15 protein-coding genes are annotated in these 13,282 nt (G+C 70.9%); 6 read left to right on the top strand and 9 right to left on the bottom strand.

The genetic code is table 11. The features are described 5' to 3' along the window. Positions 1–69: 69 nt before the first annotated feature. The 4 genes from ACZ4TO_RS00670 to ACZ4TO_RS00655 form a co-directional block, all read right to left on the bottom strand. A complete protein-coding gene (locus ACZ4TO_RS00670; RefSeq protein ID WP_468023762.1) occupies positions 70–930 on the bottom strand; it encodes a glycoside hydrolase family 19 protein in 861 nt (286 codons plus the stop codon). Positions 931–1,460: 530 nt separating this feature from the next. Further along, positions 1,461–2,207, bottom strand: a complete 747-nt coding sequence (locus tag ACZ4TO_RS00665; RefSeq protein ID WP_468023761.1) for a DUF3626 domain-containing protein — start codon at positions 2,205–2,207, stop codon at positions 1,461–1,463. Between the two features lie 249 nt (positions 2,208–2,456). After that, the gene (locus tag ACZ4TO_RS00660; protein WP_468022982.1) at positions 2,457–3,122 is read right to left on the bottom strand and encodes a DUF4328 domain-containing protein; all 666 of its coding nucleotides are present in this window, start codon (positions 3,120–3,122) and stop codon (positions 2,457–2,459) included. A gap of 67 nt (positions 3,123–3,189) precedes the next feature. Continuing rightward, positions 3,190–3,639: a MarR family winged helix-turn-helix transcriptional regulator gene (locus ACZ4TO_RS00655; protein WP_385037365.1), complete on the bottom strand. Its 450-nt coding sequence runs from the start codon at positions 3,637–3,639 to the stop codon at positions 3,190–3,192. Between the two features lie 113 nt (positions 3,640–3,752). Between ACZ4TO_RS00655 and ACZ4TO_RS00650 the strand changes: the two genes are divergently transcribed. The 3 genes from ACZ4TO_RS00650 to ACZ4TO_RS00640 all read left to right on the top strand — a co-directional run bounded on the left by ACZ4TO_RS00650 (position 3,753) and on the right by ACZ4TO_RS00640 (position 6,939). Next, entirely contained in the window at positions 3,753–5,267 is a 1,515-nt protein-coding gene (locus ACZ4TO_RS00650; protein ID WP_468022981.1) for an MFS transporter, read from the top strand. Between the two features lie 180 nt (positions 5,268–5,447). Beyond that, positions 5,448–6,239 carry a maleylpyruvate isomerase family mycothiol-dependent enzyme gene (locus ACZ4TO_RS00645; RefSeq protein WP_468022980.1) on the top strand — a complete coding sequence of 264 codons (792 nt, stop codon included), beginning with the start codon at positions 5,448–5,450 and terminating at the stop codon, positions 6,237–6,239. Between the two features lie 133 nt (positions 6,240–6,372). Beyond that, the gene (locus ACZ4TO_RS00640; RefSeq protein ID WP_468022979.1) at positions 6,373–6,939 is read left to right on the top strand and encodes an AMIN-like domain-containing (lipo)protein; all 567 of its coding nucleotides are present in this window, start codon (positions 6,373–6,375) and stop codon (positions 6,937–6,939) included. 136 nt (positions 6,940–7,075) lie between these two features. Here ACZ4TO_RS00640 and ACZ4TO_RS00635 read toward each other — a convergent pair whose 3' ends face one another. From ACZ4TO_RS00635 to ACZ4TO_RS00625, 3 genes are all read right to left on the bottom strand, one after another. After that, the gene (locus ACZ4TO_RS00635) at positions 7,076–8,287 is read right to left on the bottom strand and encodes a low temperature requirement protein A (RefSeq protein WP_468022978.1); all 1,212 of its coding nucleotides are present in this window, start codon (positions 8,285–8,287) and stop codon (positions 7,076–7,078) included. Between the two features lie 142 nt (positions 8,288–8,429). After that, a complete protein-coding gene (locus tag ACZ4TO_RS00630) occupies positions 8,430–9,170 on the bottom strand; it encodes a VOC family protein (protein ID WP_468022977.1) in 741 nt (246 codons plus the stop codon). A gap of 10 nt (positions 9,171–9,180) precedes the next feature. Beyond that, on the bottom strand, positions 9,181–9,510 hold the full coding sequence (locus ACZ4TO_RS00625; RefSeq protein WP_382784571.1) for a DUF6191 domain-containing protein: 330 nt from the start codon (positions 9,508–9,510) through the stop codon (positions 9,181–9,183). A gap of 357 nt (positions 9,511–9,867) precedes the next feature. Between ACZ4TO_RS00625 and ACZ4TO_RS00620 the strand changes: the two genes are divergently transcribed. After that, entirely contained in the window at positions 9,868–10,191 is a 324-nt protein-coding gene (locus ACZ4TO_RS00620; RefSeq protein ID WP_468022976.1) for a hypothetical protein, read from the top strand. A gap of 181 nt (positions 10,192–10,372) precedes the next feature. Here ACZ4TO_RS00620 and ACZ4TO_RS00615 read toward each other — a convergent pair whose 3' ends face one another. Then, positions 10,373–10,765 (bottom strand): winged helix-turn-helix transcriptional regulator, encoded by a 393-nt coding sequence (locus ACZ4TO_RS00615; RefSeq protein ID WP_385037397.1) that lies wholly within the window; start codon positions 10,763–10,765, stop codon positions 10,373–10,375. A 148-nt stretch (positions 10,766–10,913) separates the two neighbouring features. Here ACZ4TO_RS00615 and ACZ4TO_RS00610 point away from each other — a divergent pair, with 148 nt between their 5' ends. Then, on the top strand, positions 10,914–11,759 hold the full coding sequence (locus tag ACZ4TO_RS00610) for an NAD(P)H-binding protein (RefSeq protein WP_385037400.1): 846 nt from the start codon (positions 10,914–10,916) through the stop codon (positions 11,757–11,759). Positions 11,760–11,799: 40 nt separating this feature from the next. Further along, entirely contained in the window at positions 11,800–12,441 is a 642-nt protein-coding gene (locus ACZ4TO_RS00605) for an alpha-ketoglutarate-dependent dioxygenase AlkB (RefSeq protein WP_468022975.1), read from the top strand. 47 nt (positions 12,442–12,488) lie between these two features. Here ACZ4TO_RS00605 and ACZ4TO_RS00600 read toward each other — a convergent pair whose 3' ends face one another. Further along, a complete protein-coding gene (locus tag ACZ4TO_RS00600; protein ID WP_468022974.1) occupies positions 12,489–13,118 on the bottom strand; it encodes a DUF6197 family protein in 630 nt (209 codons plus the stop codon). Positions 13,119–13,282 lie beyond the last annotated feature (164 nt).

Below are 13,282 nucleotides of genomic sequence, written 5' to 3'. Positions count from 1 at the left end.
GCCCGGCCGGCCGACGGCGCGCCGTGACCGTGGCGCGCCTTCGGCGCCGAGGGCTCGTACCTCGGCCCGTCAGCAGTAGAGGTTCGCTCCCGGCGTGACGCCGAGGATCGACGTGAAGCGCTGGTAGGCGTCGACGCGGCTCTGGACCTGCGCGGGGTTCTTGCCGTCGCACTCCAGCGAGCCGTTGATGCTGCGGATGGTCTGGCCGAAGCCGGCGCTGTTCACCATCGCGTTGTGCGGCGTCATGGTGCCGGGGCCGGACTGCGTGTTCCAGTACCAGAGGCCGGTCTTCCAGGCGACGGCCGCGTCCGTCTGGACGAGGTTCGGGTTGCCCAGCAGGTCGATGCCGAGCGCGTCACCGGCGGCCTTGTAGTTGAAGTTCCAACTGAGCTGGATCGGTCCGCGTCCGTAGTACGCCGACTGGCCGGCCGGGCAGCCGTAGGGCTGGCTCCAGTCGCAGTAGTGCGAGTAGTTGGCGGTGTTCTGCTCCACCACGTAGACCAGACCGCCCGTCTCGTGGTTCACGTTGGCGAGGAACGCCGCCGCCTCCTGCTTCTTGACCGTGTCGCTGCCGCTGTTGGCGAAGCCGGGGAACGAACTCAGGGCGGCCTTGAGGCCGTTGTAGGTGTAGAAGGAATTCCGGCTCGGGAACATCTGGTTGAACTGCGTCTCGCTCACGACGAAGCCGTCCGAGGGGTTGGTCGAGCCGCCGTCACAGGCGTACGGCTCCCAGAACCAGGTGCTGATGGTGGGGTCGTAGCCCGGGTTGTCGTGCTCCGCTATGTAGGCCTTGCCGTCGGTGTACCGGACGATGTTCCCGGTGACGTAGGACCTGCCGGGGACCCAGTCCGGGTAGCTCGCGCAGGACCCGCCGGACGGGTTCGTCGGGCCGCTGTCGCAGGCGTAGGGGTCCCAGTACCAGGTGCTGATGGTCGGGTCGTAGCCCGGGTTGTCGTGTTCGGCGATGTAGGTCTTGCCGTCGGTGTACCGGACGATGCTGCCGGTGGCGTACGACGTGCCCGCGACCCAACTCGGGTAGCTCGCACAGGAAGCGGCGGACGCGCTCGTGGCCGGGAGCAGCACCGGCGCGGTGGTTCCGATCAGGACCGCGGCGAGGAGGGAAGCGGCGCGACGTTGTGACACGGGATCAGTCCTTTGCGGAGCGGGGCCGCTCCGGAGGCGGGGGGAGCCGTGCGCGTACGCCGACGCAACGCCGGTGCAGCGGAGTCCGGGCGACCGTGGTGGGGGGTGTGGAGCCACACTCAACCGCTTTGGTCTGTACCAGTCAAGGTGTAGACCAATCGGAATCCGGGTCTCTGGCGAAAAGATGCCGGTGTCCCGGTCGGCGCCCAACCGCTGTGCGCGTACGGGTAGTTGGGCGGGCGGAGTGGGTGTGATCTCTGGTCGGCGGCGGTTCTCGACCAGGAGGGCCACTCCGACCGAGCCCGTGGCCGACCGGATCAGGAGGCGCCGAGGTTCCCGAACCGGGCGATGCAGTGCCAGACCTTCTTCAGATCCTGCGGCTCGTACCGGCCGGTGCGGGCGGCGTCTCCGACGATCCGGGGAGTGAGCCGCCCGCTGACGGCGATCTCGGCTCCCAGGTCCACGTACTCCCGGCCCCGGTAGTGCGGATGGCGCCGCAGTTCGGCCACGCCGAGCCGGAAGCCGGGATGCCATTCGACGGGACACGGCAGGCGCCGCGCCGCCTCGTGGACCTCGGTGCCGCGATAACTGGGGTCCAGCACCAGGGCTTCCACGTCACGGTCGAATCCGACGGGCCCGTGGATCTGCGCCTCGATGTGGCCGTCCAGGGCGTCCGTGTCCGCCGCCTCGGCGAGTTCGACCAGTGAACACCGGTCGGCGACCCCGAACGAGGAGGGCTCGGCGGAACTGTCCGGATAGCAGAACGTGGTGCGCGCAAGGGTCTCGGGGCTGAGCCTGAAGAACGAGGAACCGAAACGCGGAGCGCCACCCGTCGGGTCGCGGCGGTAGTTCAACGCACCGTAGACGGGACGCAGTTCGGGTGCGGCGTCGTCGTAGGCGCCGGCGAACATCCGACTCTCCCAGCACCACCGGTCCCCGCCCCGGTGAGCGGTCAGTCCACCGTTGCCGGTACCCGTGACGAACTGCGACCTGTAGACGCCGTCGTCGGCCATCTGGACGAGCAGGGGGCGATCGCCCGCGGTTCGATCCGGGTGGAAATGCATCGTCACCCGTAAGTCGGAGGGGAGAGGCGGTCCCGTGGACGAATTCGCGACATGTCGCATCGCCCTGTCCTGAAGTGCAACGGCGTTGTCGGCGGCGACCATGGCGTGAAGTCTGCACGGGCCGCGCTCGCGGTCGCACTCAGTTTTCGTCCGTCGGCGCGCTCCGATCGCCGATCGGCATGTCGTCGGCCCTCGGGAACGGCGCTTCCGCCGGGCTCCTCGCCGACCGGTGCCGGGGAGCAGGCCGGCTCACCCCTGGGGCAGGGACACGGCGGGGACGTCGGCACGGATCGCGTCGGTCTGCAGCGTGGTGATGCGTTCGACGACAAGCCCCAGCAGCACGCCGGCCGCGATCATGAGTGCTTCGGTCGCCACGAGCAGCGCCATCGACTCCGGGGCCACCTGCATCGCCGTCACGAACACGAGCCCGTGGGCGATCCAGGCGCCCCACCACAGATTCACCAACGTGACGTCCCGCTTCTCGTCCCACGACCGGGAGCTCGCGCGCCCGATGTCGAGGACCCTCTCGCGAGGGCCGAAGAGGTTGCTCACCGGGATGAACCAGGCGCCGATCGTCTCGGCGGCGGTCGGGATGGGACTCTGGGGGGACAGCAGTTCGGCGTTGCGCCGGGACCGGGCCAGCCATACGAGGAACAGCACGATCGCGAGCAGCATCAGGTTGACGAACACCCTGGAGACCGAGCCCGACTCCATGGATGCGTCCGAGGGGTGCAGCCTGTGGTTCCTGAGGGCCACCGCCCGGAACACGTCCGCGACCGTGGCCGCCCCTATCGCCGTCTGCGCACAGCGGGCAAGGATCCGGGGGGCCTTGGGTGCGGTACGCGTCCTGTCCGCGTGGCCCGTCCGGGAAGTGCTCGCGCGGGCGCGCGGCTGGTGCCGGGGTGGAGTGATCATAGCGCCGGATCATCGCACGTGCGTGCGATGATCCGGCAGCTCGACGCTGTCCCGGAATCGGGCGTCCTCAGGCTCCGGGGCGAAGTGTGGCCGGCTCCGAGGTGAAGGCGCGTTGCAGGAGGGTGTAGAGCGTGTCGCGCTCGTCCTCGCTGAGTCTGGCCAGCCCCGCGCGCGTGGTGTCCATCTTGGCGCGGATCACGTCGATGACGCGGCGGCCCTCGTCGGTGAGGACGACGTTCTTGACGCGGCGGTCCGTGGGGCTGGGCTCGCGCCGCACCAGATCGCGCTTCTCCAGCCGGTCGACGATCCCCGTCATGTTGGAGGCGTCACAGGTCAGGATCGTGGCGAGGGCCCGCATCGCGGCGGGTCCCCGGCGCAGGACGTTCAGCGTCTTGCCCTGGCTCGCCGTGAGGTTCTCGCTTGCCGCGGCCACCGTGAAGTCGCCGTAGTAGGCCCCGAGCGACACCGACAGGAGCTCCATGAGCTGGTCCGTGTCCACACCGCTGGTTCCTGTCATGTGACTCACCCTACGCCAGGAAGTTTGACCATCTCAAATATTCACGGCTACGGTCAGCTATTGCTTGAAGTTCTCAAGCATCGAGGTTGTTAACTAGTTAGGGCAGACTTTCCGTGTCTCACACACAGCAAGCGGCGTCGCCGAGGTCCTCCGGGCAGACCGGGATCGTCCTGGTGCTCGGGCTCGCCGCCATGGTCGTCTCGATGATGCAGACCCTGGTCGTCCCGATCCTGGGCATGATCCAGAGCGACCTGAAGGCCAGCACGGCGAACGTGAGCTGGGTGACCACCGCGACCCTGCTGTCCGCCGCCGTCTTCACCCCGCTGCTCGGCCGCTTCGGTGACCAGCACGGCAAGAAGCCCACGCTCGTCGGCGTGCTCGTCGTGATGATCGCCGGATCGGTGCTCGCCGCCACCACGACCTCGCTGACCTGGCTGATCGTCGGGCGGGTGATGCAGGGAGCGGCGACCGCCATCTTCCCGCTCGCCCTCTCCGTACTGCGTGAGGAGATCGCTCCCGAGAAGCTGCACGGAGCGATGGCCCTGGTCAGCGGCACGCTCGCGTTCGGCAGCGGCCTCGCCCTCGTCGGCGCCGGCCTCCTCACCCAGGGCTCGCACCCCGACTACCACCGGCCCTTCTGGCTGGCCGTCGTGCTCGCGGTGGTGGCCCTGGTGGGCGTGCTGCTCCTGGTGCCCGCCTCCCGCACGAAGACGGGTGGACGCACCGACTGGCTGGGTGCGCTGACCCTCGGCCTGCTGCTGGTGCTCCTCCTGCTGCCGATCTCGCAGGGACACGAGTGGGGCTGGACGTCCGGCCGGACGCTGGGCACGTTCGCCGGCGCGGTCGTCATGGCGGGCGTGTGGGTGTTCACCGAGAACCGGGTCAAGGAACCGATGGTGGACATGAAGATGTTCGTCCACCGGCCCGTCCTCTTCACCAACCTGGCGGGGCTGCTGCTGGGCTTCGCGATGTTCACCCAGTTCATCGGCGTCTCCTACCTAGTGCAGATGCCCGACGAGCTCGTCGGGTACGGCTTCGGCGCCTCGGTGCTCGCCGCCTCCGTCGTCTACCTGCTGCCGACCACGCTCGTCTCCCTGGTCGGCGCCCAGTTCGGTGGCGTCCTCGTGCGCAGGCTCGGCGCACGCTTCACGCTGGCCGCCGGTGCCTGCTTCGGCGTCCTCGGCTTCGCCTGGCTGACCGCCGCCCACGACACCAGCGCCTCCGTCATCAGCGCGGGCATGCTCATCGGTCTGGCGATCAGCTTCGGCTACGCCTCCATGCCCGCCCTCATCGTCGCCGGCGTCCCGGCCCACCAGACCGGTATCGCCAACGGCATCAACTCCATCTCCCGCTCCGTCGGCAGCGCCGTCGCCAGCGCGGTGATCACCTCGCTGCTCGCCTCGAAGTCCGTGCCGCTGCCGGCCGGCATGCCCGCCCTCCCGCAGGAGAGCCAGTTCACGTTGAGCTTCGCCATCGCCGGAGGAGCGTTCATCCTGGTCGTCGTCGTCGCCCTGCTCGGGCTCAAGGCGGCCCACGCGCCGCGTACTCCCGTGGTGCGCAAGGGCGCCGAACCCGAGACCGCGGAACTCGCTGGGGCCGAGGCCGAGGCCGAGACCGCGTCCGTCTGACCGGGTTCGCCCCCGCTCGACACACCGACTGCACCGGCCTGTTCGGCACCGCCGGACCGGCAGCACCCGTACGAGGCCGCTGGATCCGCAGCACCCGTACGAGGCCGCCGGTCCGGCGCCACCGCCGGACCGGCCGCTCGGCGGAACCGTCCGTACCCTTCGTAGAAAGGCACCCCGACGATGATGTCCTCGGACCGTCACCGAAGCGGAGCGACTCCGCTCGACCACCGTGCGGCGATCGCGGTGGAGACCGCCCGATTCGTCGCGGCGATCGAGAACGCCGATCCGGCCACCCCGGTACCGAGTTGCCCCGGCTGGACGCTGGCGGACCTGGTCCGGCACACCGGCAGCGTCCAGCGCTGGTTCTCGGCCCTCCTGCACGCCCGCGTCCAGGAACCCCCGCGAACTCGCGACGTGGACCTGCGACTTCCGGAGACGTGGGACGGCTACGCGGACTGGCTGGCCGAGAGCGCGACGGTGGCCGCGGAAGCCTTCGCGGCCACCGGCCCGGATCTGCCCATGTGGGCCTGGGGCGTCGACCAGCACGCCCGCTTCTGGGCGCGCCGGATGCTCTTCGAGACCCTCGTGCACCGGGTCGACGCCGAGTCGGCACTCGGCCTGCCGGCCACGATCGACCCCGCGGTGGCGGCCGACGGCATCGACGAGTTCCTCGTCAATCTGCCCTTCGCCGCCTCCTTCGCCCCCGATGTCGCCCACCTGCGCGCTCCCGACCGGACCATCCGCTTCCGGGCGACCGACGGTGACGGCGACTGGCTGGTGCGCCTGCGGCCCGACGGCTTCGGGCTCGACACGACCGGAGCGGCGACCGGACCGGCCGACGCGACCGTCCGGGCAACGGCGGCCGACCTGTTGCTCCTCGTCTACGGCCGCCTCGGCCTCGAAGCCGAGACCGTCGGACACGACGGGGGCGAGGATCTCCTGACCCTCTGGTTCGACAACTCGGCCTTCTGAAGGACCCGTCGGGGCGAACGGTCGGCGGGCCCGGGCGACAGCCCACGTTTCGGGGCGGTCCGTACAACCAAAACCGTGACCGTCATGTCGTACATGGCAGGCCATCCGAGAGCCGCGACCCCAAGGGGGAACCATGCGTACGAGACGATCCATGGCGGTGCTCGCCGCCCTGACGATGGCCGGTGTCGGCGCGGTCGTGGCCGCGCCCGCACCGGCCGGCGCGGCCACGGCGGCGGTCGTGTGTCCGACCGGCTGGGGCAGCCTCCCGAAGACCGCGGCGGACACCGACAACGGGTCGCTGACCGACATCAGGACCGGTCGGCACGACTGCTACGACCGCATGGTCCTCGACGTGCCCACCGCCGGCACCACGGGGATCGGGTACACCGTCCACTACGTCGACGCCTTCATCCAGGACCCGTCCGGCATCCGCATCCCGGTCTCCGGCGGGGCGATCCTCGAGATCCTGGTGTCCTCCCCGTCGTACGACCCCGAGACCAACACCGCGACCTACGGAGGCCGCGGCGGTCAGCCTCTTCCGGGGGTCGACCTGACCGGCTACCGCACCTTCCGGGACGCGAAGTTCGGAGCCAGCTTCGAGGGCGTCACCCAGGTGGGACTCGGCGTGCGGGCCCGGCTGCCGTTCCGGGTGACGCAGCTCTCCGGTCGCCTGGTGATCGACGTCGCGCACACCTGGTGAGGTGGCGTCGTCGGCCGGGTCCGGCCGGTGACATGACGCGAGCGGGGCGCGGGCGCGCGGCGCGCACCGGCGCCGGCGGCCCGCTCGCGTCCGATCCGTTCGCCGCCGTGGGCGAGCCCGGTGCGAACCACGGAACTCACGCGCCCGGTCGGGCCGCCGCCCGGACACCCCTGGCGCGCCGGCTCTCGTAGAACGTCGGCCACAACGTGACCGCCACGAGCAGCCAGACCACGGCCAGGGTCCCGAGCCCGCCGCCGAACCCCGCGATCAGCAGCGGCAGCGCGCAACAGGGCACGACCACCGACAGCATCCAGCGGCGCACGCCGCCGGGCTGCCGCAGCGCGGCGATCCCGGTGAGCAGGAAGTACCCGGCCAGAGACGCGCACAACAGCCAGCGCGTGCTGTCGGGCAGCGTGTCCGGGTGCTCCGCCGCCGCGCCCAGCCCGGCCGCGAGCGCCGCCAGGCAGCCCGACACGAAGCAGTGCAGCGGGAGCGCCGCACGGGCCGGCAGGGAGCGCGCGGTGAGGTACGGAACTCCCGCGTAGCCGTGCCGGAAGGACAGCGACCACAGGGCCACGAGCAGGAAGAACGCGGCGCTTGCGAGGCCGTAGAGCCGTCTGTTCCACGTGGCCTCCGAGGCGGCCTCGATGACCTGGGCGACGCCCTCGCCGAGCACGATGATCACGAACAGGCCGAGCCGTTCGCTCAGGTGGTCGGCGTGCGGCGCGGCCACCGACGCGGGCGGCACGGTGTCGCGGCGCCGGGAACGCCTCTCCTCGCGCTCGTCGTGGCTCTTCCGGTTCTCGATGATGTCGCGGGCGGAGACGGTGAAGGTGACCCACAGGTCGAGGGCGATGCCCAGGGCCCAGAGCCAGTACCGGGTGGGCTCGTTCGCCCACAGGGAGACGATCCACGGGACCACGCCGAGGGACATCTGGGCGGCGGGCCAGTCGACGAGGAGCTCCCGGCGATGCCGCCAGGCACGGTGGGCGAGAACGCGGATCACGACATAGGCGAGCGCCAGCGCTCTGGCCTGACCGTCCTCGCCCTCGTGGACGCCGGGGACGGCGGCGGCCATGACGGCCATGCCGAACATCGCGGCCAGCACCGTGCGCGCGTGCGTGCCCTCGCCCGCCACGTTCCCGTACAGCGTGAAGCAGATCCAGGCGGTCCAGAACGCGAGGAACAGCAGCGCGTACAGCCCGAGATCGGCGACGCCGGGCTCACCGTGCAGCAGATGCGCGATCTGGGCGACTCCGGCCACGGCGACCAGGTCGAAGAACAGCTCCAGCCACGTGGCATGCCGCTCCTCGCCGGAAGCGGGAACCGCGGGCGACACCTCGTTCACACCAGTCCCTGTGCTCTCACCAAGACGTCGGGGGTACCTCGGCCGTACGACCGGACGTTCGCCCTGTGCGAGGGCGCATCAGTACGCGAGGAACGGTCATGATTCCTCGGCGTGGCGTCCTTCGGTGGGGCGCCGCGCCGTGTCAGGGCGGGCTGAGCACGCAGAACTCGTGGCCCTCCGGGTCGACGAGGCACGTCCACGGCGCGTCGCCCTGGCCCACGTCGAGATCGAAGGCGCCGAGGGTCCGCAGCCGGGCCACCTCCGCTTCCTTGTCGTCGCCCGGGTACGGCAGCAGGTCCATGTGGACCCGATCCGGCACGGTCTTCACGCCGGGCGTGCGGAGGAACTCGAGGTACGGGCCGACATCCTGGGCCGACCGCAGCGTCGCGTGATCGTCGGCCACCTCGCGCACGGTCCAGTCCGTCGCCTCGCCCCAGAACCGGGCCATGGCCCGCGGATCCACGCAGTCGACCACCACGGCGGCGATCGGCCCGGTGTCGAGGTAGACCTCCCGGGGCTCCAGCACACAGAACTCGTTGCCCTCGGGATCGGCGAGGACCGTCCACGGCACGTCGCCCTGGCCCACGTCGGCGGGCGTCGCCCCGAGCGTCCTCAGACGGTCGACCAGCTCCGTCTGGTGGGCGGCCGAGGTGGTGGCGAGATCGAGGTGCACACGGTTCTTCGTCGCCCTCTTGGGCTCCGGTACCGGAACGACGTCGATGCCGAGGGCCACCGGGTCCGGCCAGACCGGACCGCCGGGAGGCCCGACATAGGTGGTCACGCCGGGGCTGTACGCACTCCAGCCGAGCGCCTCCGCCCAGAACCGTCCGACGCCCGAGCTGTCGACGGCCTTGACGTTCACGTGAACGGGTCGCAGTGCCATGCCGGCGATCCTAGGGCCGAAGCGGGCCTGCGCCGGGGATGCGGATGACCGCCGTTCCTCCGTCCAGGTCCACCGTCGTCCGGTGCGGCGGTGCGCCGTCCTCCTCGTCGTCGCGGAGCAGCAGGGCCGACTGGCGTTCCTTGAGCTCGGTCTGCTTGCCCGGTGAGAAGCTCGCGTGCAACTGCTCGAATCCGGTCGCCGATATCTGCCCCTGACGTGCGGAATTGCGCCAAGGCAGCAGTCCGGCCCTGCTCGCGCGCAACAGAAGCTGATCGACGAAGGACAGCACGGTCAGCAGGATGACCAGTCCGGGCAGGGTCATGAAGACGAGGAATGCCATGCCCCGAGTATTCCCGCGGCTGCCGGCGGCGTCACCGTCGGGCCGAGGGCCGCGGGGACAGTGTTCATGCGCCTCGCATGGACAAGGCCCTGTCGCGACTCGCAGTCGCACGCCCCAGCCGCGTACGAAGCGGTCCTGGGAGAGTGTCAGGTCCATCATGCCTGCTCGGGGGGCGTTCGCGGTAGGACGGAGCGCACGTCCTTTCGGTCTTGGCAGGGGTGGTGGCCTGCCCGCAGACTCGTCGTCATCCACTCATCGGCATGCGTGCCGGCACCCGTATCGGGCTGTCGGCGCGTTCATCGTGCTGTCCCGTCGTGTGCCGGGGCGGGCCGGGGGTGGTGGAGCGAAGGGGGATTGATGAATCAGGACATGGTGATGCGTGCGCGGGTCATGCTGCTGAGCGCCAACACACGTGTGGTGCGGGGAGTCACGGGACTGTGGATCTACCGGACCCTGACACCGGTCGAGCCGGAGGTGTACGGGTCGAAGCTGGCGTACGTCCTGGTGGAGGCGAGCGCGTCCCCGTCGGTACGGGATCTGCCCGAGCGGCGGATGGCACTGCTGGACGAGGCGGTCGAGGTGGCGACCGCCCTGAGCCCCGCGAACCCCTTCCGCGACAAGGTCCTGAGGAAGGCGCTTGCCGCCAGGCGACGCGAGGTCGAGGGACGTTCGGCGTCATAGCGGAGAGGGCAGGGAGGCCGGACGCTCAAGTGCCTTGAACGGGAGCCTGGTTCGGCCTTCGGCAAGCTCCTGGCTCCGGGGCTTCAGCCGGTCGAGTACGGACCGGCTGAAGCCCCGTCGGTGTATCGGGCCTCGGCGGCCGGCACCCGTCAGCGGCCACGGAGGCCGGCGCCGACGCGCGCTACCGAGGTGAATCGGTGTCGTAGTCCTGCCGGGCCTGTTCGACCTTGTCCAGGTTGGCGGCGGCCCATCCGGCGAGGTGGGCGAAGAGCGGGGCCAGGCTGCGGCCCAGTTCGGTGATGTCGTACTCGACCCGAGGGGGGACTTCCGGGTGATACGTACGGACGACCATCCCGTCGCGCTCCAACTGCCGCAGCCGCTGGGTCAGCACCTTCGGTGTGATGGAGCCGATCCGTCGTTCCAGCTCGACGAAACGCAGCCGGCCATGGGAGTTGAGCGTCCACAGGATCGGTGTCGTCCACCGGCTGAACACGATGTCGACGACCGCGCTGGTCGGACAGGCGAGTTGAGGATCGGCGTCGGCGGCCGCCACCCAGTCGGTTGCACCGGTCATGCGCACCCCTCGGGATAGTCACTTTCCTCTAGGTACCTACTATATCGGCGGTGTTAGCGTCCCCGTGTCGCCCGGAGAACAAGGTTCTCCGCGGCGGTCCCGCCCGCTCGGGCGGGTCAACCATGCTGAATCGACAGGGGAGTTGTTCATGCTTGTAGTGACGGGGGCAACCGGCAACGTGGGACGGTCGCTCGTCCGGATCCTCGCGACCGGTGGCGCACGGGTGACCGCGACGTCCCGGGGAATCTCGGACGCGGATGTGCCGCGGGACGTCGAACACGTACGGGCCGACCTCGCCGATCCCGAGAGCCTTCGGCCCGTGTTCGACGGAGCCGAGGCGCTGTTCCTGCAGAACGGGGGCGCGGGCGCCCATCTGTTGAGCCCGCGGGACATTCTCGACGTCGCCAAGGCCGGCGGTGTCGGGCGAGTGGTCCTGTTGTCCTCCCAGGGAGTCGCGACCCGACCGGGCTCGGCCTCGCACGGGGACGTTGCACGCTCCATCGAGGACGCCGTCCGCGAATCGGGCCTGGACTGGACGATCCTGCGGCCCGGAGGCTTCGACTCCAACGCTTACGCCTGGGCCGATTCGGTCCGCACCGAACGGACCGTCGCCGCGCCGTTCGCGGACATCGGTCTGCCCACGGTCGACCCGGACGACATCGCCGAGGTCGCCGCCACGGCCCTGCGGGAGGACGGTCACGCCGGACGGATCCACGAGCTGACCGGGCCCGCGCTCAACACTCCTCGTCAGCGGGCCGAGGCGATCGCCGACGCGCTCGGCGAACCCGTCCGGTTCGTCGAGCAGACCCGCGACGAGGCCCGCGCGCAGATGCTGCGGTTCATGCCCGAGCCCGTGGTCGAGACGACGCTGGCGATCCTCGGCGAACCCACTCCGGCCGAACAGGGCGTCAGCCCCGACATCGAGCGGGTCCTCGGCCGTGCGCCCCGCACGTTCGCCGACTGGGCCCGGCGCCACGTCGCGGCCTTCCGCTGAGGCAGACCGGGATGTCAGAGGCGCTGGCTACGCTTCGAGCATGACCGAGGGGCCTGGGCAGTTGTCGTTCGACGCGGGGGACGAGGTGGCGTCCGTGGCGGTTCCGGGGCTGCGCTACATCGCCGGCTGGCTCGACCCCGAGGCGTGCCGGGAGCTGCTCGCGCGGATCGAGGCCGGGACGTGGTCGACGGAGCTCAGACGCCGGGTCCAGCACTACGGCCACCGCTACGACTACGGTCGGCGCTCCGTGACGGCGGACCCCCGGTCGGCGGACCCTCGGACGTCGGCGGACGCCCCACCGCTTCCGTCATGGGCCCTGCGGCAGGCGGAGCGGCTGGCCCGGGAAGGGATCATGGAACCGCGGGCCGACCAGGTCATCGTCAACGAGTACGAGCCCGGCCAGGGCATCAGCGCGCACGTCGACTGCGTGCCATGCTTCGGACCGGTCGTCGCCGCGATATCCCTCGGCTCCGGTTGCGTCATGGACTTCACCCACCCCGGAGACGGGACGAAGACCGGTGTCCTTCTCGCTCCCGGAAGCCTGTGCGTGATGACCGGCGCGGCCCGGTACGACTGGCGCCACGGCATCGCCGCCCGTAAGAGCGACCCGGAGGGCGCGGTCAGAGTGCCCCGTGGCCGACGGGTGTCGGTGACCTTCCGTACCGTCCTCGGCCCTGGCTGACGGCGACGGCGACGGCGGTGCCGGACCGCCAGGCGGCGGCCCGCGCTTCAGACACCGCGCGCGTCGGCCAGGATCGCGGCCTGCTCCAGCATGCGGGTGGGCTCGCGGCCGTTGCCCCAGGCGTCGTTGAAGGACGGCACGGACTCCACGTGCGGGCCGAACCGTCTGCGGATCGCCTCCAGCAGCACGTCCATGGCCTGCGTCTCGGCCTGGCGGTCACCGCCCGACTCCCTGCGGATCGCGCCCTGCGCGCACAGGTGGCCGTCCTCGTCGACCAGCGCTCCCGAGCACCAGCCGTCCGTCCGCAGCCGCAGTGAGGCGCGGTGCAGGAGGGCCGCGATGGGAGTGGCCCGCGGGGCCGGGCCCGGGGGAGTGGCGGGGACGGGTGCGACCGGAGCCGGTGGAGCACCGATACGTGACCAGTCGACCGGCGGCGTCTCGATGTGCGCCGTGTTCACCTCGTAGGCGACGGCCGCCAGGGCGAGACGGGCGTCCATCTCGCCGTTGACCGCGGCCAGGCGGGCCTCCAGGTCGCCGCCGGGAGGTCCCTCGGGCTGCGCGGCGGCGGGTGGGGCGGTTCCTCCGGCGGGTCCGGCGGGTCCGGCGGGTCCGGCCGTGGATGGTGCGGCGACGGTCCGTGGGGAGGGCCGCGTGGTGGACTGCGTGGGGGACTGCATGATGGATGGATTCCTGGCACGCCCCGCATTCAGCGCCGCCGAACGGGCGGTACCGGTCGCAAGGGCGGCAGGGCGGCAGGGCGGCAGGGCGGCAGGGCGGCAGGGCGGCAGGGCGGCAGGGCGGCAGGGCGGCAGGGCGGCAGGGCGGCAGGGCGGCAGGGCGG

The organism is Streptomyces sp. NPDC028298, assembly GCF_055565895.1.
This window is presented reverse-complemented; position numbering and strand designations above follow the sequence as displayed.